Raw genomic sequence first — 22,488 nt, forward strand, 5'->3', positions numbered from 1 at the left:
ATTTGAAGGAAGGAGCATTGCCGCCTCCGGACTAAAATCTGAAGGCGGCATTTAGAAAGCTTTTACTGGCGAATGCCTTCGACAGAGATGATCATCTCAACCGTTTCAGACGCCTTGCCCAGATCCATGGGGATACCGAAGTCCGTCAACTTGAATTCGGTTTCAGCTTCAAACCCCATGCGGTAACCACCCCATGGATCGTCGCCATGCCCGAGCATTTCCACGTCCAGGGTGACCTCTTTCGTCACACCACGCAGGGTCAGGTCACCGACGATATCGGCCTCGCCCTCATCGTCCACAACCACTCTTTTACTCTTGAACGTGGCCTCTGGGAATTCGTCAACGTACAGGAAGTCTTCCGAGCGCAGGTGCTTGTCACGCTCGGCGTGGTTGGAATCAACGCTGGATGTGTCCACGGCAACTTCAACGGAACTGTTCGCCGGGTTTTGTGCATCGTAGACAAATTCACCATCGAAATCGTTGAACCGACCATACAACCAGCTATAGCCCAGATGGGAAATCTTGAACGTAATAAACTGGTGGGAACCCTTGGTATCAAAAGCATAGGTTCCACTGTGCTCGGATGCCTGGGCTCCGCCAGACACCGCAAGTGCAACCGCAGATGCAAGCAGCAATTTTTTCATGTTCATCTCCTTGTTTAAACAGCCCGTAGGCACGATTGAATCGATAGTCTGAATTACAATTGGCGGCGGCCTGAACCCAACATGCGTCGAAGGGTGTCGTCCCGGTCAATCAGATGATGCTTAACCGCAGCCAGACCGTGTACCCCGGCAAGCACGACAAGTGCCCAGGTAGACCAGTAATGGACAAGCCCGGCGGTGTCCTCCATCCCCTTAATCTGGCCGGTCACCGAAGGCACATCAAACCAGTTGAACACACTTATTGAGGACCCATCCGCCGTCGAAATGAGATACCCACTGGCCATAGCAACAAAAATCAGCACATAGAGCAGAGAGTGTGCGCCATGAGCGGCCAACACTTCCAGTCGGCTATGGCTCGGGAGTGCACGCGGCAGCGGATTGAACAGTCGCCACACCAGGCGAAACAGCATGACCAACAGCAGCAATATACCGATACTTCTATGGATATCCGGGCCGGTGCGATACCAGTCGTCGTAATAGGATAGATCCACCATCCAGTAACCCAGCCCGAATAGGCCAAACACCGCTACAGCCACCAGCCAATGAATGGCTACGGATACCACACCAAAATTACTGCTCGAATTGCGTACCTGCATGACGCTTAACGTCCCACTCCCTGATACCAGACAAGATCCCAACAGTTTAGGAAGAGCCCCGCACAAAACCAATCAAAATGTTTTGGAGACGAAGATCAGATTTTCTGATGAACAACCCCATACGTACGATCCCTTATACCTTTGGTCTGATACGGGTTTTACGGATTGTGGAAAACAATGGGTACGATAAACTTTTTACATACTTCATTTACCCGGTTCGGGTCACTCAGTGAACGAGAGGAATAAACATGGAACTTGAATTCGACGAATCCGTCGCAGTACCCAGCAACAACTGATTCCCTGCAGCTCCCACCGGAGCTGCCGGACACCGGTCCTGCTCACCCACCTGCGCATTGCCGCCTGACGTTGCCTGTTTTTACATGAAATAGTGGTAATAACCCGCTGTTTTTGGCACTCTTCTGTCTATCTAGACCATCCTGTTCGTGCTGACTGATTTACTTTCCTATAAGTCAACGAAATGCGACCAGGATCAACAGATCGGGCTGCCACAGGCTTTCCCGATGTTTTCGTTTATCCGGACCAGAAAAGGCCTATGTCGCGAACCCTCCCAGAGCAGATGACCGCACCGGAAGTTGATGTGCTGTCGCCTATGTTAACCAGGGAGGGGGAATCATGGACGGCCGACTACCAGGGCCTGACTTTACGAACGGCGCTGCAGCCAATATTCAGTATTTCCCACAAACGGGTTGTCGGCTACGAAGCGCTGATTCGCGCCTTTGATACCGATAATGCTGCGGTATTACCCCTTCATTTGTTCGAGCTACCGAGCTCTGACGCCGAAAACCTGCTGCTTGATCGCCTTTGCCGATACCTGCACATCAGCAACTATTCCGGATTCCAGGACCAGCTGAACTGGCTGTTCCTGAACGTATCTCCCCGTGTGGTTTCAGCTGGCAACCGTGCCGACAGCTTTTTCGGCGAACTGTTGAAGAAAACGGGCCTGCCTCCCCATCGCATCGTGATGGAGATTGTAGAGCAGCCAACGGACGATGCAGAACGACTGCGTGAAACCGTTGCCTACTACCAACAGCTGGGCTGCCTGACCGCTATCGATGACTTTGGTGCTGGGCATTCCAACTTTGAGCGCATCTGGAACCTGTCACCGGATATCGTGAAGCTGGACCGTAAGCTTCTGACTCGGGCCACAGACGACCACAAGGCCAGACAGATACTCAACGGCATCGTCTCTTTGCTGCATCAGTCTGGGTGCCTAGTGCTCCTTGAAGGCGTGGAAACTCACGACCAGGCAATGATTGCTATCGACGCGGGCGTTGATTTTGTCCAGGGATTCTATTTCAGCAGGCCAAGTACTGCCCTGGCGGACATTCCCCACAAAGTGACGGACCTGGACGGGTTACTGAGAGACTATAAGAGCAAAAACCGGATAACGAGAGACCCAACACAGCAACTGATTTCCTACTTCGAGGATTTCTTTCGTAGTGCCGTAGACACACTCTCGCAGGGCATGCCGATGAACGAGGCATGCAGTAGCCTGCTGAATCATCCTGCGGTGTCGCGGTGTTACCTGGTCGATGCCAACGGCGTACAAATTGATGACACCATGGTATCGGACGCCACAGCCCGGGGCCTGGACCCTCGATTCCGGCCGCTGGAAAGCACCACCAGTGCCGACTGGTATCGCCAACAGTATCTACGCCAGGCCATTGCCCAGCCAGGCCATGTTCATATAACCGCGCCCTACCTCTGTATTACCGGCGCATACATGTGCGTTACCCTGTCCCTCGGTTACTACCACAAGGGCGAGCTGAGGGTTCTTTGCTGCGACATTCTCGCCAACCCTACCGAAACCGCCCTCAGGAAAGGCTGATCCCGTAGACCACCGAGATCACGCCGACGGTCACCAGCCCGATAAACAGGTTCATCGGCAGGCCTACCTTTACGAAGTCCATAAACCGGTATCCCCCTGGCCCAAACACCATCATATTGGTCTGGTAGCCCAGTGGTGTGGCAAAACTGGCGGATGCCGCCATCATCACGGCGATAACATAGGGCTCTGACGCGATCCCCAGGGCCGTTGTCATTGACAGTACAATGGGTAGTACCAACACTGCGGCTGCGTTGTTGGTAATGACCTCGGTCAGCACCGATACCGCGAAGTACACCAGCAGGATGGTCAGCAGTGGGTGACCACTGCTCACCTCCAGAATGCCCGTCGCAACATAACCTGCAGCCCCGGTTTCCTGAAGCGCAGCCCCTAAGGCAAATGACGCAGCAATTGTAAGCATCACTGGTACATCCACCGCTTTCTGCGCCTGACCGACGGAACAGCAACCGCTAAGAACCATCAGGGCCGCCCCCATCAGTGCGGCGTTCAGCATGCTCAATGCCCCAAAAGCGGCAGCGCCCACGAGCACCAGCAGGATGCCCCAGGACAGATAGGCACGGTCATGGCGGGGTGTTTCGGTTTCCAGGTCGTTGATCAGCAGGAAGTCCTTGGCGTATCGCTGACGACTGACAAAAGCGGGACGTGCCTCCAGCAACAGAACGTCGCCGGTTTTCAGACGAATATTGCCGAGATTGCCCGACACCCGCTCACCACCCCGGGCGACTGCCAATACCACCGCGCCATAGCGATCCCGAAAACGGGCATCCCGGATGGTCAGACCCAGCACTTCCGACTGCGGGGACAGCGCGGCTTCAACCAGCCGGCGCTCTGCCCGGTCTTTACTCAGGCTTGGCTCATCATCGTGTACCGAAGGGACAATACCGTTGATTCGCAGCAGATCGGAAATAGCCTGGGTATCGCCAGCAAAGACCAACCGGTCACCGCCTCGAAGGCGTTCTTCCGAAGGTACCGCCGTAACAACGCTGCCATCCCGCTCAATCTCGACGAGGTACAGCCTCTCCAACTCACGCAGCCCGGCCTCTCCGACACTCTTGCCCACCAACGGCCCATCAAAGGCAACTGCCACCTCCAGGGTGAACTCCCGCATGGAACCGAACTTCTGCTGGTCCTTACGATCCGGAAGCGCCCTCGGTAACACCAGAAGCATGACAGCCAAGCCGATCACAGCAACCGGCAACCCAACGGCGGTGATGGAAAAAATCGAGAAACCGCCCTCCCCGGTCAATTGCTGGTACTGGCCATTGACCACCAGGTTGGTGCTGGTGCCAATCAGGGTGAGGGTACCACCCAGAATGGCGGAGTAACTCAGGGGGATCATCAGTTTCGAGGGTGATATGCCAATCTTGCGGGACCAGGCATGGACCGCGGGAATCATGGTGGCCACTACCGGGGTGTTGTTGAGGAAGCCGCTCAGCAACGCGACAGGGAATGCGATGCGGGCCTGGGCCGAGCGCACCGTACGAGGTGACCTGAGCAGGTGATGGACAACCAGGTCCACTCCACCGGAATGGTGAATGCCCGCCGCCACCACGAACATGGCAACCACCGTGATCAATCCACTGTTACTGAATCCGGCAAGGGCCTGATCGGCACTGATAATGCCGCTGGCACTGAGAACGATGAGTACACCCAGCATGACGAGATGCGGGCCGAACCGCCCGACACTCATCAATAATAACGCCACACCCGTAAGGCTTAATGCAAACCAGCCCTGCCAATCCATCTGGTGGTCCTTTGGATAAAAGGGGCAGGATAACGAGTTTGCCGAATACTTAGAAAGAATAAAGGATGCTGTTTAAAGCACCAGAAGAAATATAGGACGATTCAGACTTCGATATCCGCCATATTTCCGTAAGTCTCCAGCCAGGTGCGGCGGTCAGACGCCCGCTTTTTACCCAGCAGCATGTCCATGCGGCTGTCGGTATCGTCGCCGTCTTCAATGGTCAGCATCACCAGCCGGCGGGTATCCGGCGCCATTGTCGTCTCCCGCAACTGGAGCGGATTCATCTCGCCCAGGCCCTTGAAACGGGTAACGGAAATCTTGCCGCGACGGTTTTCGGCCGCCAGCCGGTCGATAATGCCCTGCTTTTCGTGCTCATCAAGGGCGTAAAAAGTTTCCTTTCCCAAATCAACACGATACAGCGGGGGCATGGCAACAAATACGTGGCCGGCAGCAACCACCGGTCGGAAATGCTTGACGAACAACGCGCACAACAGGGTGGCGATGTGTAGGCCATCGGAGTCAGCGTCCGCCAGGATGCAGATCTTGTTGTAACGCAGGCCTTCCAGTTTGTCGGAGCCAGGATCTACCCCAATGGCAACGGCAATGTCATGGACTTCCTGGGAAGCAAGAATTTCGCTGGAGTCCACTTCCCAGGTGTTGAGGATCTTGCCTCGCAGGGGCATGACCGCCTGAAATTCACGGTCACGAGCCTGTTTCGCGGAGCCGCCGGCGGAGTCACCCTCAACCAGAAAGAGTTCCGAGCGGTTGGTGTCGCTGCCGGAACAATCCGCCAGTTTTCCGGGCAAAGCCGGGCCGGATGTGACCTTTTTGCGGGCCACTTTCTTGCTGGCCCTGAGACGACGCTGGGCATTGCTGATGAACAATTCAGCGAGTGCTTCAGCAATGTCCGTATGCTGATTCAGCCACAAGCTGAACGCGTCCTTCACCACACCGGAAATAAACGCGGCAGCTTCCCGGGAGGACAACCGTTCCTTTGTCTGGCCGGAAAACTGGGGTTCCTGCATCTTGAACGACAACACATAGGCGCAGCGTTCCCAGATGTCTTCAGGAGACAACTTGACGCCCCGGGGCAACAGGTTACGGAACTCACAGAACTCCCTCATGGCCTCCAGCAGGCCGGTACGCAGGCCGTTCACGTGGGTGCCGCCCTGGGCGGTCGGAATCAGGTTAACGTAACTCTCCAAAACCGCTTCGCCACCTTCCGGCAACCACTGGAACGCCCAGTCCACCGCTTCCTTGTTGCCGGAAAAGCTGCCCGTGAACGGCTCCAGCGGTACGGCTTCGATGTCGGCAAGCTCGGTGCGCAGGTAGTCCCGCAAACCGCCCTCGTAGCACCATTCATCTTTATCACCGGTGTGTTCCTGCAGGAAAGTGACGTTCAGGCCGGGACAGAGAACGGCCTTGGCGCGCAGGTTGTGGCGCAAACGGCTGACGGAAAATTTCGGGCTGTCGAAGTAGCTTGGGTCCGGGGTGAACTTCAATCGGGTACCGGTGTTCCGCTTGCCCACAGAGTCGACAACTGTTAGTTCCGTCTTCTTGTGGCCGTTGGCGAAGGTCATCCGGTGCAGTTGCCCGTCACGCTTGATGGAAACCTCAAGGAGCGTCGACAGGGCGTTGACCACCGAGACACCTACCCCATGCAGGCCACCGGAAAAGTTGTAGTTACCCTGGGAGAATTTACCGCCGGCGTGGAGGCGGGTCAGAATCAGCTCCACACCCGGAACCCCATGTTCCTTGTGCATGTCGACCGGCATCCCGCGGCCGTCGTCTTCCACGCTCAGGGAACCATCGCTGTACAGGACGACATCGATCCTGCGGGCGTGCCCCGCCAGCGCTTCGTCGACACTGTTATCAATGACTTCCTGGGCCAGATGGTTGGGCCGACTGGTATCGGTGTACATGCCTGGGCGTTTGCGGACAGGGTCCAGACCACTCAGAACTTCAATGGCATCGGCGTTGTACTGTTTCTGGCTCATGGGAAGGAAGCGACTCCACGGGTTTGTTATAAAACTGGCCCATAGCTTAGGGATTCGCAGGGAAAGATCAACGGTTGTTTTGTGCTGGTGTGGACCAGCACGGCCCCGGCGCCGTTAACGCTGTCGCGAGAAACGCCCGAGGCCTTCCCCGGACACCCGCAACTGCTCCCACTCTTCGGGGCTGATGGCGATCACTGCACAGGGTGTGGTCAACGCCTGGGTTACCATGGCGTCTGCCGCCGGCCGCCTGACCTTGACCGCCAACTCCAGAACATCGTCTACGATCTCGGATGACGTCAGTGTCAGGCCGTAGCCGCCAGTGGTTTTCTGCCCCAGCCCCACCAACACCAGATGTTCCTCATTGAAATCAATGGCGCGAAGCATGCTCAGCGCCAGGTTTCCGGAGGGCAGTTGGGCAAGCTTGTCCAGATCTCCGGCACTGGACACATAGACCAGTCCCGGCGCCGTGAGCCCACAGTGATCGGACTCAGTGACCTGTCTCGCCAGAGGCGCACCATCAGCGGTCGCCGAGCGATTGATCGCACAGCCTGTGATCAGACTGAGCACGAGTACACAGAGTGGTAGCAGCGTAAAACGGTAGGTCAACGGGTACTCTCCACGTTGCGGATCGGCTCACCGCCAGTTTTTGACTTCGGGCCTGATCTCAGGCGATACCCCTCAAAGCCCACTCTGGGCAGACCCAGGGAGGTAATGGTGGGCCGACGAAAACTGGTACTCAACCTTACCCCGCCTACCGGTTCTTCGCCAATAACGATTTTTTCAGGTAACCCATTGACCGGATATTCGGCACAGGCCTCGCCGTTTTCACAAATCAGCCCGTTGTTGTCCATGTCGCTGCCGGCAACCAGGAAATACTCACCGGCCTCAACCTCGTCAAACGCAAATTCGTACCGCCCCCGGGAGGCGGAGACAACGGCCTGCTCAAGAGTATCGCGCTCGTCGTCCGCACTGACCAGCAATACATAGTGTCGGCCTGCGTTCCGTTCATCCGATGAACTACCCAGGCTGAGAGATACCGGAATCATAAGCGTTGCAGCAGGTGCGCCGTCTGCTTGATAGGTAATCACCAGCGTTGCCATGTAGCGCCCGTCACCCCCCAGTTGCGTAGGGTCTGCGGTCACTGTCAGTGACAACGGTCGCGCATCGCTGGGTTCACTCACATCAAGCCATGGCGCACCAGGGTCCACGTCTGTGATGGTGACGCTCTCGCCTTCGGGGTAGGTCGAAAATACCAGCTGTTCGCTGAGCACCGCAGCATTGAACTGTATGGCCGTGGGCGAGGAACCAAGAGTGATTGGGAAGTTGCCGTCCAGGGCCGCATCCATCGCCGCCAATGCGTTGATCTGTCCCGCTCCGTATTCAAACGCGGGCCCCACATCGTCCGTAAGGTCACCATTTACCAGGAAACTCTGAAATCCGGCAGGGGTAAGGGTCGGCACTTCCGCCTTCATCAGGGCGTAAACGCCCGCCACATGAGGTGCCGCCATTGAGGTTCCCTGCAGGCCAGCGTATCCCGGCTCGAATGAGCCCGTATCGTCGCGCCCCCAGGCGCTGACAATGACATCGGCCGTACCGTCCTGATTGGCATCCCTGCTTGCATCACCACCCGGAGCAACCACGTCGACGGACTGGCCAACGTTGGAATACGAGGCACGCACACTTCCGCCGTCTACAGCCCCCACTCCGATAACGTTGGGATAGGCAGCCGGGTAGGTAGGCTCGTCCGTACCCTGGTTGCCAGCAGCGGCAACAATCAGTTTGCCGTTGCCACCATTCCAGGCGGCGTCGATCGCCTGCTTCAGCGCGTTGCTTGGTCCAAGCCCACCGAGACTGAGATTAATCACCTCTATTTCATTCCGGCCGGCTGCCCAATTCAGGGCGTCGATCAGGTCAGCGGACGACCCTACACCGTCACGCCCGAGCACCCGTACCGGATAGATAGTGGCCCCCGGCGAAACCCCGACTACACCCTGGGTGTTATCGACGGCAGCGGCAATACCTGCCACATGGGTTCCGTGGAAATTACTGCTCCGGGCCTTGCCGTCACCCGGGTCGGCGGGGTTCGTGTCACGTTGGCCACTGTCCTCCCGATCAATATCCAGATCACCCGATACGTAATCCATGATCTGCCCTGGGATCAGTTGCACATTGGCGCTCAAGTCCGGATGCCAGTCGCCCGTCGCCGTCGGTGGCGATCGGAATACGCCGGTATCCATGACCGCGATACCAATATCTGCACCCGCACTCGGTGCGGCCTGCCAGGCCAACGGCGTTTGAATCAGCGGCAGACTCCATTGGCGACTGTAGAGTGGATCATTGTCCGGGGACACTTGTTGGGAGGAATAGAGGTAGTTCGGCTCCGCTGATGTCACACCGGGCTGTTGCTGCAACTCCCTGACCCATTCCAGGGTTTCCTGACGCGCACTTTCTCGCTGCCCGGACGACATGGTTGCCAGGTTTCGTGGCCGGTCACGGCGCAACAGCCAGGCACCTCGACCCAGTTCCCTGCGCTGTGACGTCGCCATCGCTGCGATCACTGGCAGGTTCCCCGAGGCTGGCGCGAGGGTGACTACGGCTTCATCAATCATGAATGGCGGCGTCGAGTAGCTGGTGTTCATCACGCTGGCTGTTCCCTCACCTGCCAGCGACAGCACGTACCGAAATGGAATACCGCTGGTGGTACTGACTTCCACCAGGTAAGAGCCGGGCTCGAAAGTGTCGTCGAGCACCTCGACCAGCGGTCGCAGATCACCCGAAGCAGACTGAGACGCCACTTCCACAACGGTTCCCGCCTGCTGTTTCAGTATCCGAAGAGAACGCTCCGGCGCCGCTGCGCCAGCGGGCAGGAGATCCTCCGGAGAACTGAACACCTGAAAAGAGACGCGGTCTCCGGGTGACAGGTCTACGGCGTAGACATCAACGGCATCTTCAAAGTACTGGAAAAAATTTGCGTAGGTATCGGAGCCAGAACTCAGATAGCCACCCACCGTTGCGCCCGGCGGCAGAGTCTGGGCAGACACGGCCGTGTTATTGGCGGTGGCAAGGTCAACACGACGATCATCTGCGGTATCGGAGTCCACCCGTGTACCGCTCTCGATGTCAATCACCCCACTCAGATCGGGTTGCGCCTCACTGCTACCACCGGATCCACCACCGCCGCAGCCTGCGAACAGCAATGTAAACGAGATCAAACCAGCAGTAACAGGAACAGTCCGAATCATAATGGGCTCACAAGGACGACAACTTAGAAGTGCGAGAACGACACCATATGCTTTCAGTATGGTACTCATTAAACGCCTATGAAACCGATTACGTTCCAAACCCATAATCAGATGCAAAAAACCGCCTGCAGGTTACCCCACAGGCGGTTTCGCGTCGGTGCCTCCGAGGCTCTATATCTACAGTGCGTAGAAAAACAGAGGCACGAACGCCGCCGTCAGCAATGTCGGTCCCATCACCACCAGTGGCAATAACAGTCTCTCATAGCGATGCCAGAACGAACCCGTGCGCTCAGCGGCCAACACCTCGGTTTCACCTACCACCTGCCGTGTCAGCAGATGGTTCAGTGCCACCGGCGGGCTCAGGTAGCCCAGTTCAAACGCCACCAGGCACACGATCCAGAAGTGCAGCGGGTCGATACCCAACTGGATGGCGGGCTGCGCGATGGTGGCCGACACCAGGATGACCGCGCCGAACGGGTCCATCACCATGCCGATAATGGTGAGCATAACCACAATCACCAACATGGCGATCCAGGGGCTGGTCAGGTTTTCCGGGAACAATGCGTGCACCACATCGGAACGTTCCAGGATGCCCCCGAGACAGATAGAGAAACCAATCAGCGCCAGCAGTGCGCCGATGTGTACGGCAGAGTCACTGGCGGCCGCCGTTGTACGCATACAAAAAGCACGCACCCGGGATTGGCCCTGTTCGTTGGGATCCTTGCCCGAATCGAGATAGACCAGCGCCAGCATCACCAGCGGCAGGATCATCGGCGCGCTGTACTCATTGAATCCCAAACCGAGAATGACCCAGATGGCCAGGATAACCACCGCGGTAACGATGGCATAAGGCACCAGGGGGCGAAGCTGCGCCAGCGATTTACGGAATGCCCCCGGAGCCGGGCGAGGCTTCCAGTTGCCCTGGGTTTTACAGACAACCACAGAGAACAGGGTGGCCGACATAATAAACACCCAGAAACCCCAGCCGTACATTTCGGAGGTGGTCACTTCCTTGTTCAGCGCCGCCACAACCACGATCAGCAAACAGGGATTAAGAACCACCCCCAAGCTGCCGGACATGGCCGTGGTAGCCAGCGATAGCTGTCGCCCTGCTCCACTCTTGCGCATTTCATCGTAGACGACACCACCCACGGCCAGGATGAAAATCCCCGAGGCGCCAGTAAACGCAGTGGGAAAAGCGGTCGCGAATATCATCACCGAGGCCAACATGGGCGCGGGCAGATGGTAAGGTTTGATGACGTTCAACAGCAGGTCCGGAATGCGAGTCTGCTTCAGCGCCATGCCCACAAGCACATAGAGCCCGATGTTGATAAACATCGAGGACAGGTTGGTCATCATACCGAAATAGATCGCCAGGCCGGACGAGTAGCCGTCCACGAAGAAGAAATAACTCATCGCGATCAGGCCCATTGCGCAATACAGCGGCAGTACCAGGCCGGAGGACGCCGCCAGTGATCCTGGCCTCATTCGAGACGGCACCGACACAAACCGCATCAGGTTGATCACCATGAACAGCCCGAAGACGGCCGCCCAGGCGTATTGCAGCAACGCGGTGCCTCCCGAGCCCGGCGAAGAGGATAACTTGCCCACGTAAGAGAACAGGGAGTACACCATCAGGCCGTTGACCACAAACTGCATGCCCTGGCTCAGACGCCACTCTGACCGGTTGCGCGGCAGTCGCAGGGCTATGTGATCGGCGTCGAAGGCCGAAATCGCCGCAGCCATGGCAAACATGGCGATAAACAGGAACTTGGTGAGCTCGATATTATCCAGCAGGAAATCCGCAAAGCCCTGTTCAACCGCCTTGTAAACTGCCAACGCCTCGGTGGCATGCTCCTGGTTTTCTTCATAGAGGCGATGCTTCTGCTGGCAGAGTGCCAGGTTTTTTTCCAGGGACTTGCGGATCGCATCCGGGTCCGGCGGCGAGCTGAAAAGGTCGTCCGGATCTGGCTCGTAGGCCTCGACACGTTTCCTGACCTCTGCATCCACATCCATGGACAACGTGCAGGTCGGCTCCGTGGCGTCCGGGTCCAGCAGGTAGTAGTTCGGCCAGGTCTGCTCCCCCACCCACAGCATGCGCGAGTGGAGTGAGTTTCCCATACCCAGAAGAAGCGTAAAGATAAGGAGCAGCAGGAGGATAACCCCGTGCAATCGATGCACGGGGTACAGCGTTTTCGGGCCTGCCGCTGATAATGCTCGCCAGTTCATGGAGGGTCAGCCTTTATTATTCGCGGTCAGGCGCTGTGCACTCGGAGGCACCGGGATTGCTGGAGCAACGGATTTTGCTGAGCAGGCTCATCATCTTCGGGTGATAGACCTTATTGGCACCATCGGTTCCATCCCGAAGCTGCAGGCGGTTTTCCCGAAACATCTCCTGATAGCCTTCGATGTCAGCATCGGGAATACGGATCCACTTTTCCTCCGGAATGGCGGACTCCTGCCGCTGAATCAGGTCCATGGCCTGGCCGTACATCCCCCAGGCAACTTCACGGGACTTCTGAGCCGTGTCGTCGTCGAGCACATCGTCTCGGGCAATGACCTGGATGGTCAGTTGCGCCAGCGGATAATCAACGATGCCACCGTCTTCACCAATGCCCTTGTAGAGTTCCAGAGCTTCGTAGGCAAACGCCGGTGCGTAAGCCGTATCCACCGAGCCATTGTTGAACTTGCCGGCAAAGTTGGTGATGTCGGAGGGTACAACCGTCGCTTTCACATGGTTGACCATGTGGATGGCGTCCTTCTGGTAATCCAGTGTGGCCATGCGCTTGCCGGCCAGTTCACCAGCGGTATCAATGCTACGGTCATTGACAAACAGGTAGCCTGCACCCGCCGGAACAATGCCCAGCACCTCATAGTCGCCCTGTTTCATCAAGGGCGCTGCCTTGGCCTGCGCAAGCGTGGCGAGGGTTGTTTTCAGATCGTCATAGGTCGGGATCGCGCCAACGGCGCTGATGCTGCCGGTAAATCGGTTGAACGGGCGGGTCCGAAGATCCGTAGCGGCGACGGCGTCGCATTGTCCGGAATTGAAATCACCCACGGCAACCCCTTCGTCAGTGTAGGGGCGCAGTTCAAAATCAACCCCATGGGCTTTCATTTCCAGCGCATAGTCTTTGACCATGTTGTACATATCACCGTTTGCGCCGATCACATCGAAAACGCACATCGTCACAGACTGTGCGGCGGCCATCGGAGCAACTGCAGCAAAAGAAAGGGCAGCAAGGGATTTACGGATCATGAATGACCTCCGGGTCTTTCTTGTGTTTGTAGGTAATTACAGTGAGTCGGGGGCCTGCTTAGAGCAGGCCGTCCAGATCCATGGTTTCAGGCTCTTCGAGCCGTTCCGGGCTCAGTCTTCCGAAATAGGTACGGGGCGTGCGGTAGCCGTAGTTCGCTGTCCAATGCTTATCGGACGAGAACTGAATGACGTCTCGGGCGATCTCGTCTACCAGGCGATACTCAGCCCATACTTTGATCACTCCATCCGCGTCGGCGAACCGCGCGATGACATCCTTGAGCACCTCCGGGCGACCAAACGTCTCTGCAGCCACGGCCTCAAGAGCCATGGACGCCCGTATACCCGATTCAACCCCCAGGCGGGAGCTATCCTCAAGCACTTCCCAGGGATCCGGAGACAGGCTGGGGCGGGTGTCCGGCAACAGCAACCACACCATGCCGCGTATGGCATTCGGTAAACCGCCCCATTTTTCGTTATCCAGGCATTCGGCGGCACGCTCCGCCCGGGGCGCAATATTGCGGGGAACCCCTGCCATGGCACCGGAGTTGGCGTCGTTCACGATGGCCTGCATGCCGGTCAGCAGGCCCAGCAGGAAAGTCAGCTCCTCCTGGTCATCGAACAGGAACGGACACTCGAATTCCTTTGCGGCCGGGTCAAAGTCATAGGCCGCCATGGCGCGCTGATAGGCGACATAGCGACGCTTGGCGGTTCGGGCATTCAGCCGCTTTGCTTTCTCCCGCGCGTCTTTTGCGGCGGGTACGTCACCGGCAAAATCAGCGCGCAGGTATTCCAGTTCCGCTTCCCATGCCTTGTATTCAGAGCAGTTCGCGGCCAGCAGCATCAACAGGGAACCGGTGCTCTCAGGCGCCTCGGTCACGCGGGAAAACGAGTACAACAGCGGGTCAACGCCCTCACCCAACGCACAGGCCATTTGCGGATCGGACATCTGCATGACGTAAGGGGTTGCTTCCCCCTCGGAGTAATTGGAGAGCACCACACCCGTTGTAGTGTAGATGGGGTTGGCCGAGCAACCGGCCAAAAACGTCACCACAAGAAGAAGCAGGTGACGGCTGCGAACGTTGAGGGCATGCCCAAAGGAATTCACCAGTGAGGAGTTCATAGTTCGTCCTGTTTGCATTGTTTTTATAGGTCGGGGGCGATCGCAATCACTGTCCCGTTCATCTTTGACGAGGGCAAGAATGCGTTGAATCTTGTCAGACAAAAATGGCTGGATTGCCGATTTGGTTATGCCGATCAGGCCAATGGCCCACATAGACGAGAGGAAATTATCTTTTAATTTCTTTAAAACAATAAGTTATGTAAAAAATTACAATTGAGACATTTGTACCACCATCAGCATTTAACGCCGGGTTATCCGATTCAGGGCGTCGTTAAACCCATCATTGCAACCACCTGCGCCGTCAAATCATCCAGGGTCAGGCCACCGTCAGGCCGATACCATGTCACTGTCCAACTCAGGGCGCCCGTGAGCATACGGCGCACCACAAAGGGATCTGCCGCCAGCACGCCGTCCTGACGCAAGGTCTCCAGCACACCCAACCACAACTGCTCGTAGATATCCCGAAGCTCAAGGACGTAAGCCTGGGATTCCTCGGACAGGCTACGCCACTCGAACACCAGCACTGCCATGGCCTCCCCGGTCTGCCCGTTGATGGACTCCAGTTCAGCGCGAATCAGCGCCTGCAACTTGTCACGATGGGTACTGGCCGCATCCACGGCAGCCTGCATCAGGGCCGTGTTGAGACGAATGGTCTCCACCATGACGGCCTTGAGGATTTCTTCCTTGGTGCGGAAGTGGTGGAACAGGCTACCGGACTGAATGCCAACGGCGGCGGCCAGATCCCTGACGGTGGTCCGCTCATAACCCTTGTCACGAAACAGCTTTGCGGCCTCGTGGAGAAGCCGGCCACGGGCTCCGGCGGGATCGGAAACCAGGTTGTCGGCAACCAGTGAGCGCAGGATAGAGTCTTGATTCACAGTGTTTTCCAGCCAGGGAACAGAAGAGCGCCCATTCTATCCCGAATTTGCCTGTTTACAAACCAAGCGCTTGCTTGGTATCGTCAGCCGCATGATAGACAATCTCCGCTAAAAGCGACCCTGTAAGGGTCTCTGAAAGCACTTTGCGGCTTCCGTTAACAAGGTGAAGACATGCCAGATTCCGACATCTCCAGGCCACAAACCGTCCGTATTGGCTGCTCTGCCGCCTTCTGGGGCGACACCGAAACGGCTGCCGCCCAACTGGTCCACAAGGGCAATATTGATTACCTGGTGGCGGACTACCTGGCGGAAATCACCATGTCCATCATGGCGGGGCAGAAGATGAAGGACCCAAGCCAGGGTTACGCCCGCGACTTCGTACAAACGGTGATGGGCCCCTTGCTGGGTGAGATCAAACAGAAAGGCATCCGGGTATTGGCGAACGCCGGTGGCGTCAATCCCGTCGCCTGCCGCGATGCTCTGCAGGCTTTGTGCGAAAAAGCCGGCTTGGAGATGAAGATCGCCCTGGTGCTGGGTGATGACCTTTTGCCGAAAAAGAAGCAACTGGCCGATGCCGGCATCACCGAGATGACCACCGCACAGCCAATGCCGCCGATGCTGGTCAGCCTGAACGCCTACCTTGGCGCTCCGGGATTGGTCGCAGCACTGGAACAGGGTGCGGACATGGTTATCACCGGCCGGGTTGCCGACAGCGCCCTGGTGCTGGCGCCTCTGGTGCATGAATTTGGCTGGCGCTGGAGCGATTACGACCGACTTGCCCAGGGCAGCCTGGCCGGGCACTTACTGGAATGCGGCGCGCAATCCACGGGCGGTAACTTTACCGACTGGGAAGATGTAGCCGAGGGTTATGCCGATATGGGCTTTCCGATTGCAGAAGTCTCCGCCACCGGGGATTTCATCATGACCAAGCCGCAAGGTACCGGGGGCAAAGTGTCCCGGGGCACGGTGGCGGAACAGTTGGTCTATGAAATCGGCGACCCGAGAGCTTACCTGCTGCCGGATGTGACCTGTGATTTTACCGGGGTCTCCCTTGAGGAAGTGGCAACGGACGAGGTTCGGGTTTCTGGCGCCAAGGGGCTTCCCCCCACGGACAGCTATAAGGTGTCCGGCACCTGGCCGGACGGTTTCAAGTGCACGGTAACCTTCTTGTTGGCAGGCATGGATGCGAAGGCCAAGGCCCGGACAGTCGCCGAGGCGATCTTGGCCAAAACCTCCCGGATGTTCAGTGAGCGGGGTTTACCGGACTACACGGAAAACAGCATCGAACTATTAGGCACCGAGGCCACCTACGGCGCTCAGGGGCGTATGGGAGAATGTCGGGAGGTGGTGGTGAAGATCAGCACGGCCCACCTCAAGAAGGAAGCGTTGGTGCTGTTTTCCCGGGAAATCGCCCAGGCGGCGACAGGGATGGCACCTGGGATTACGGGCATTGTGGGTGGACGGCCGACGGTGTGGCCGAAGATTCGGTTGTATTCGTGCCTGGTTCCGAAAACGGAGGTGTCCGTTGCCGTGGATCTTGGTGGTGACAAGCAGGCGGTAGACGTGGCTACTGACGGTGGGTTCGAGCCGAGCCAGCTGGTTCAGCAGTCTGCCAGTGCGGCCGCTCCGGCCACGGATACCACGGTGCCTTTGATTCAACTGGCCTGGGCGCGCAGTGGTGACAAGGGGGATCACACCAATATCGGGGTGATTGCCCGTAAGGCGGAGTTTGCGCCGTTTATTGAGGTGGCGTTGACGGAGTTGGCGGTGGCGGAATGGATGGCCCATACGCTACACCCTGAGCATGGTCGGGTGACCCGTTGGGCGTTGCCGGGGTTTCAGGCCTTTAATTTCCTGTTGGAGCACAGTCTTGGTGGCGGGGGCGTTGCCAGCTTGCGGATTGATCCGCAGGGGAAGGCGTTTGCCCAGCAGTTGCTTGAGTTCCCTGTTCCGGTTCGTGCTGAACTGCTTGATTGATTTTACATTGGTGCATGCACTCTGGTGGGAGGATATGTCCGGGACACGCGGTGAATACGTCCCTGTACGCTCGACAAAAACATCCATGTTTTTGACGGTCCCGGACATATCCTCCCACCAGAGCGCCCGAACATTTGAAAAGGTCCTCTTGTTATGAGCTATCAGTCTGTTTTTCACCCGAATCTCTTTCGGGATCAGGTTTTTATCGTTACCGGGGGTGGTTCCGGAATTGGGCGTTGTACCGCTCATGAACTCGCCGCGCTTGGGGCTCGGGTTGCGCTCGTTGGGCGGAAGGCTGAGAAGGTTGAGGCGGTGAAAGCCGAGATTACTGAGGACGGTGGTATTGCTTCCGCTCACGTGTGCGACATCCGTGAGGAAGAGTCTGTAAAGGCGACCGTCACGGCCATCATTGAGGAACATGGCGGACTGAACGGCGTCGTGAATAACGCCGGGGGTCAGTTTCCGTCGCCGCTGGCAAACATCAACCAGAAAGGTTGGGAGACGGTGGTTCGCACGAATCTTACGGGTGGCTTTCTCATTGCCCGTGAAGCCTACAATCAGGTGTTGTCAAAAACCGGCGGCGCCATCGTGAACATCGTGGCGGACATGTGGGGCGGCATGCCTGGCATGGGGCATTCCGGCGCTGCCCGGGCAGGAATGGTGAATTTTACCCAGACAGCTGCAGTTGAGTGGGGTTGCTCCGGGGTTCGGGTGAACGCTGTGGCTCCGGGCTGGATTGCCTCCAGTGGGATGGATAACTATCCCGAACATATGAAGCAGTGGATTCGTAGCCTCGGGGATAACGTGCCTCTTAAGCGAATGGGGACGGAGTCCGAGGTCAGTGCAGCGATTTGTTTCCTGCTGAGCCCGGCGGCGGCGTTTATCAGTGGGGACTGTTTGCGAATTGACGGCGCCGCGTCCCAGGGGGGCCGAGTTTGGCCGTTCCCGAAAGCGAAGAACAATGAGCCCTTTAATGGGTTCCACCGGGCAGTCACGCCAAAAGTGTTGAGTGACGACTGAGGAGAATTCGATGCAGGTACTGGAGTCCACCGTAAATCCCCAGTCGGATGACTTTCGCGCAAACGCGGAGGTGATGGAGGCGCACATTGCCACCTTCCGCGATGTGGAGCAGAAGGTTCTTGATCTGGCGGAAGCGGCGCGGGAGAAGTTCACCAAGCGTGGGAAACTGTTGCCCCGTGACCGAATCAATCGCCTGCTGGATCGCGGTACGCCGTTCCTGGAGCTGTGCTCCCTGGCCGGCTACAAGATGCACGACGACAAGGATGGCAGCCTGTCCGGAGGCGGCATTATCGCCGGCATTGGCACGGTTAGCGGCATTCGTTGCCTGGTGGTGGCCAGTAACAGCGCCATCAAGGGCGGCACCATCACACCGGCGGGGCTGGACAAGACCCTGCGGCTGCAACAAATTGCCATGGAGAACAAGCTGCCGGTGGTGTCACTGTCTGAAAGCGGCGGTGCCAACCTGAACTACGCCACGGATATCTTCGTGCTGGGCGCGCGCGGTTTCGCCAACCAGGCACGCATGTCCGCCGCTGGCATTCCGCAGGTAACGGTGGTTCATGGCAATGCGACCGCCGGCGGTGCCTATCAGCCGGGGCTGTCGGACTATGTGATTGTGGTGCGGGAACAGGCCAAGATGTTCCTCGCCGGCCCTCCCCTGCTGAAAGCGGCCACCGGCGAAGTCGCTACCGATGAAGAGCTCGGCGGCGCACAGATGCACGCAGAAGTGGCCGGCACGGCGGAATACCTGGCCGAGGACGACGCCGACGGCATCCGCCACGCCCGCAATGTGCTCGACGCCCTGCCCTGGAACGAGCAGTTACCCCCATCACGGGAGCCGGAATGGGAAGAGCCGCTTTATCCAGCCGAAGAGTTGCTGGGCGTAATTCCCAGTGACGCCAAGAAGCCCTATAACGTGCGTGAAATCCTCGCCCGCATAGCCGACGGCTCGAAGTTCATGGATTTCAAGAACGGCTACGACGACCAGACCGTGTGCGGCACCATCCGCATTGAAGGCCACTCGGTTGGCATCATCGGCAACAACGGCCCGATCACGCCTGCCGGCGCTACCAAGGCAGCGCAGTTTATCCAGCTCTGCGACCAGGCCGGCACGCCTTTGCTGTTCCTGCATAACACCACGGGTTTCATGGTGGGCACCCATTCGGAACAGAACGGCATCATCAAACACGGCTCAAAGATGATCCAGGCGGTGGCGAATTGCCGGGTGCCGAAGGTCGCAATTGTGATCGGCGGTTCCTATGGTGCAGGTAACTACGCGATGTGTGGCCGCGGCCTGGACCCACGCTTCATCTTCGCCTGGCCCAACAGCCGCACGGCGGTCATGGGCCCTGCTCAGGCGGGCAAGGTGATGCGCATTGTGGCCGAAGACAAACAGCGCCGGGGCGGCCTGGAACCAGATCCGAAAACGCTGGATTTCCTGGAGCAGGCCACGGCCAAGAAACTGGAAGACGGCTCTACGGCCCTGTTCGGTACAGCTCGGTTGTGGGACGACGGGCTGATAGATCCGCGGGATACCCGGCGGGTTCTGGCGTTGGTGCTGTCGGTTTGTCGGGAGGCTGAGGTTCGGCAGTTGCGGCCTAATTCATTTGGCGTTGCCCGCCTCTAGGGGAGCTTAGTCATGGTGGTTGGCCCCGGAGCGGGAGGCCTCCCAAAAAACGCCCTGCAGGAAGCAACGAATTTATAGACAAAGCGGCTGTGTGGGCGGGCCTTCAGAAACCGTGCGGAGCCATGGATGGCGGAGCCCGAGCGTCACATGGATGTGCCGAAGGAGCGTGTTTCTGAAGGCCCGCCCACACAGCCGCCACCCAAGCTAGAGAACGTGCACCATCACCAAATAGGCACGGGCTAACAATCAATCAGGAGAACAAAAACGTGAAATTCACAGCCGAACACGAAGCCCTCAGAAAAACCGTCCGCGATTTCGTGGAGAAGGAAATCAATCCCCACTGCGACGAATGGGAAGAAGCCGGCGAGTTCCCGATTCACGATATCTTCAAGAAGCTCGGCAACCTGGGCGTGTTGGGCATTCAGAAGCCGGAAGAGTATGGCGGCATGGGGCTGGATTACAGCTACAACCTGGTGGCCGCCGAAGAACTCGGCACTGCCCATTGCGGAGGTGTGCCGCTGGCAATAGGCGTGCAGACTGATATGTGCACCCCTGCCATTTCACGCTTTGGCTCTGACGAACTCAAACGGACCTTCCTTGCCCCGGCCATTGCCGGCGATATTGTGGGCTGTATCGGCGTCAGCGAAGTCGCCGCCGGTTCTGACGTGGCGGGAATGAAAACCACCGCAAAACAGGACGGCGATGACTACGTCATCAACGGCTCCAAGATGTGGATCACCAACAGCCCCAAAGCCGACTTTATCTGCCTGCTGGCCAACACCTCCGACGACAAGCCCCACAAGAACAAGTCGCTCATCGTAGTGCCCATGAACACGCCGGGCATTTCCTTCAGCCCACACCTGAACAAGCTAGGCATGCGCTCTTCCGAGACCGCGCAGATTTTCTTTGACGATGTGCGAGTACCGCAGCGTTATCGGATCGGTGCGGAAGGCACCGGGTTCATGATGCAGATGCTGCAGTTCCAGGAGGAACGGATGTGGGGCGCGGCCAACGTGATCAAGGCGCTGGAGCTCTGTATCAACAAGACCATTGAATACTGCCGCGAGCGCAAAACGTTCGGGCAGCCGTTGATCAACAACCAGGTGATTCACTTCCGCCTGGCAGAGTTGCAAACCGAAGTGGAAGCCCTGCGTGCCCTCACCTATCAAGCCTGTGAGCTGCATGTGGAAGGCAAGGATGTGACCAAGCTGGCGTCAATGGCCAAGCTGAAGGCTGGCCGGCTTGGGCGTGAGGTGACGGACAGTTGCCTGCAGTACTGGGGGGGCAATGGTTACATGTGGGAGAACCCGCTGTCCCGTGCGTTCCGGGATGTGCGGCTGGTGTCGATTGGCGGCGGTGCTGACGAAATCATGTTGGGGATTATCTGCAAGATGATGGGGACTTTGCCTGGTAAGCAGCGGGACTGATTTTTTGGATTTTGGCATTGGGGGAAGGACTGGCAGGCAGGAAGGTAGGGCCGTTTCGAGACACGCTGTGAATACGTCCATGTACGCTCGACAAAAACATCCATGTTTTTGACGGTCCCGAAACGGCCCTACCTTCCTGCCAACCAGCCCCCAGACAACGGTATTGGAGTCATGTCTATGGAAAATTTACCTCACTGCGAAACGCTAGTTCTGGAGAAACAGGGGCCTGCCCTTCACGTCACCATCAACCGGCCGGACGTTCGGAACGCCATGAGCCTGCAGATGGTGGCGGAACTGTCGACGGTGTTCAGTCAGGTTGAGAACGACGCCAGCATTCGTGCCGTGGTGATTCGCGGAGCCGGTGGCCACTTTTGCGCCGGCGGGGATATCAAGGACATGGCCGGTGCCCGGGGGCAGAAGCCTTCCGAGGGTGAGGAAGATCCTTTCTACCGGCTGAACCGGGCGTTCGGCCAGATGATTCAACAGGTGAACGAGTCGTCGAAGGTGGTGATTGCAGTCACCGAGGGTGCGGTGATGGGCGGCGGTTTTGGATTGGCCTGTGTGTCGGATGTGGCGATTGCCGGGCCGACAGCCAAGTTTGGTATGCCGGAGACGACCCTGGGAGTCATTCCCGCGCAGATTGCGCCGTTTGTGGTGGAGCGCATCGGGCTGACGCAGGCGCGTCGGTTGGCGTTGCTGGGGCTGCGAGTGGACGCGGATGAGGCGTGCCGGCTGGGGATTGTTCACCAGGTGGCGGAGTCTGAAGTTGAGATTGATGAGTTGCTCGGCCATGCGGTTGACCGGGTACAGCAGTGCGCGCCGAATGCGACGGCCCAGACCAAGGCGTTGTTGCACCGCGTTGGTCACGAGTCGATGAGTGGGCTTCTGGACAGTGCTGCCGGGAAGTTTGCCGAGGCGATTCGCAGTGACGAGGGTTCCGAGGGGACTCTTGCGTTTATGCAGAAACGGCCGGCTTCTTGGGCCAAGTCAGACTGATGGTGGAGGGTCGGGATTGATCCGGCTTTCCGGGACACGCGGTGAATACGTCCCTGTACGCTCGACAAAAACATCCATG

At 57.9% G+C, this 22,488-nt stretch carries 16 protein-coding genes; 6 read left to right on the forward strand and 10 right to left on the reverse strand.

Features of this window, described 5'->3' with window-relative positions; all coding sequences use genetic code 11:
* Positions 1–62: 62 nt before the first annotated feature.
* The gene (locus tag B3M52_RS02275; protein ID WP_036209679.1) at positions 63–644 is read right to left on the reverse strand and encodes a YceI family protein; all 582 of its coding nucleotides are present in this window, start codon (positions 642–644) and stop codon (positions 63–65) included.
* A 53-nt stretch (positions 645–697) separates the two neighbouring features.
* Positions 698–1,258, reverse strand: a complete 561-nt coding sequence (locus tag B3M52_RS02280; RefSeq protein ID WP_075196543.1) for a cytochrome b — start codon at positions 1,256–1,258, stop codon at positions 698–700.
* A 553-nt stretch (positions 1,259–1,811) separates the two neighbouring features.
* Between B3M52_RS02280 and B3M52_RS02285 the strand changes: the two genes are divergently transcribed.
* A complete protein-coding gene (locus B3M52_RS02285) occupies positions 1,812–3,107 on the forward strand; it encodes an EAL domain-containing protein (protein WP_036209674.1) in 1,296 nt (431 codons plus the stop codon).
* Here the strand turns inward: B3M52_RS02285 and B3M52_RS02290 are convergent.
* The 8 genes from B3M52_RS02290 to B3M52_RS02325 all read right to left on the reverse strand — a co-directional run bounded on the left by B3M52_RS02290 (position 3,094) and on the right by B3M52_RS02325 (position 15,362).
* A complete protein-coding gene (locus B3M52_RS02290; RefSeq protein ID WP_075196544.1) occupies positions 3,094–4,869 on the reverse strand; it encodes an SLC13 family permease in 1,776 nt (591 codons plus the stop codon). The two genes, B3M52_RS02285 and B3M52_RS02290, sit on opposite strands and share 14 nt — an antisense overlap.
* Positions 4,870–4,970: 101 nt before the next feature.
* Positions 4,971–6,866 carry a DNA topoisomerase IV subunit B gene (parE, locus tag B3M52_RS02295; protein ID WP_075196545.1) on the reverse strand — a complete coding sequence of 632 codons (1,896 nt, stop codon included), beginning with the start codon at positions 6,864–6,866 and terminating at the stop codon, positions 4,971–4,973.
* A gap of 114 nt (positions 6,867–6,980) precedes the next feature.
* Complete coding sequence (locus B3M52_RS02300; protein WP_075196546.1) at positions 6,981–7,472, reverse strand: protease complex subunit PrcB family protein; 492 nt, start codon at positions 7,470–7,472, stop codon at positions 6,981–6,983.
* Positions 7,469–10,108: a S8 family serine peptidase gene (locus B3M52_RS02305; RefSeq protein WP_075196547.1), complete on the reverse strand. Its 2,640-nt coding sequence runs from the start codon at positions 10,106–10,108 to the stop codon at positions 7,469–7,471. The genes B3M52_RS02300 and B3M52_RS02305 overlap by 4 nt, the downstream gene beginning before the upstream one ends.
* Positions 10,109–10,285: 177 nt before the next feature.
* The gene (locus B3M52_RS02310) at positions 10,286–12,337 is read right to left on the reverse strand and encodes a TRAP transporter large permease subunit (RefSeq protein WP_041332394.1); all 2,052 of its coding nucleotides are present in this window, start codon (positions 12,335–12,337) and stop codon (positions 10,286–10,288) included.
* 16 nt (positions 12,338–12,353) lie between these two features.
* Complete coding sequence (locus B3M52_RS02315; RefSeq protein ID WP_036209655.1) at positions 12,354–13,364, reverse strand: putative solute-binding protein; 1,011 nt, start codon at positions 13,362–13,364, stop codon at positions 12,354–12,356.
* A gap of 58 nt (positions 13,365–13,422) precedes the next feature.
* Positions 13,423–14,484: a hypothetical protein gene (locus B3M52_RS02320; protein ID WP_075196548.1), complete on the reverse strand. Its 1,062-nt coding sequence runs from the start codon at positions 14,482–14,484 to the stop codon at positions 13,423–13,425.
* 260 nt (positions 14,485–14,744) lie between these two features.
* Positions 14,745–15,362, reverse strand: coding sequence for a TetR/AcrR family transcriptional regulator (locus tag B3M52_RS02325; RefSeq protein ID WP_075196549.1), 618 nt, complete (start codon positions 15,360–15,362; stop codon positions 14,745–14,747).
* 171 nt (positions 15,363–15,533) lie between these two features.
* On the opposite strand from B3M52_RS02325, the gene B3M52_RS02330 reads away from it, so the two are divergent.
* The 5 genes from B3M52_RS02330 to B3M52_RS02350 all read left to right on the forward strand — a co-directional run bounded on the left by B3M52_RS02330 (position 15,534) and on the right by B3M52_RS02350 (position 22,409).
* Positions 15,534–17,339, forward strand: coding sequence for an acyclic terpene utilization AtuA family protein (locus B3M52_RS02330; RefSeq protein WP_075196550.1), 1,806 nt, complete (start codon positions 15,534–15,536; stop codon positions 17,337–17,339).
* A 153-nt stretch (positions 17,340–17,492) separates the two neighbouring features.
* A complete protein-coding gene (locus B3M52_RS02335) occupies positions 17,493–18,359 on the forward strand; it encodes an SDR family oxidoreductase (RefSeq protein WP_075196551.1) in 867 nt (288 codons plus the stop codon).
* A 10-nt stretch (positions 18,360–18,369) separates the two neighbouring features.
* A complete protein-coding gene (locus tag B3M52_RS02340) occupies positions 18,370–19,986 on the forward strand; it encodes an acyl-CoA carboxylase subunit beta (RefSeq protein ID WP_075196552.1) in 1,617 nt (538 codons plus the stop codon).
* Between the two features lie 266 nt (positions 19,987–20,252).
* Complete coding sequence (locus B3M52_RS02345) at positions 20,253–21,413, forward strand: acyl-CoA dehydrogenase family protein (protein WP_075196553.1); 1,161 nt, start codon at positions 20,253–20,255, stop codon at positions 21,411–21,413.
* Between the two features lie 177 nt (positions 21,414–21,590).
* Complete coding sequence (locus B3M52_RS02350) at positions 21,591–22,409, forward strand: enoyl-CoA hydratase/isomerase family protein (protein WP_127401734.1); 819 nt, start codon at positions 21,591–21,593, stop codon at positions 22,407–22,409.
* Positions 22,410–22,488: the final 79 nt, after the last annotated feature.

Origin of the sequence: Marinobacter sp. UBA2688 (assembly GCF_002352785.1) — a bacterium.
Classification (GTDB): Bacteria; Pseudomonadota; Gammaproteobacteria; order Pseudomonadales; family Oleiphilaceae; genus Marinobacter; species Marinobacter salarius.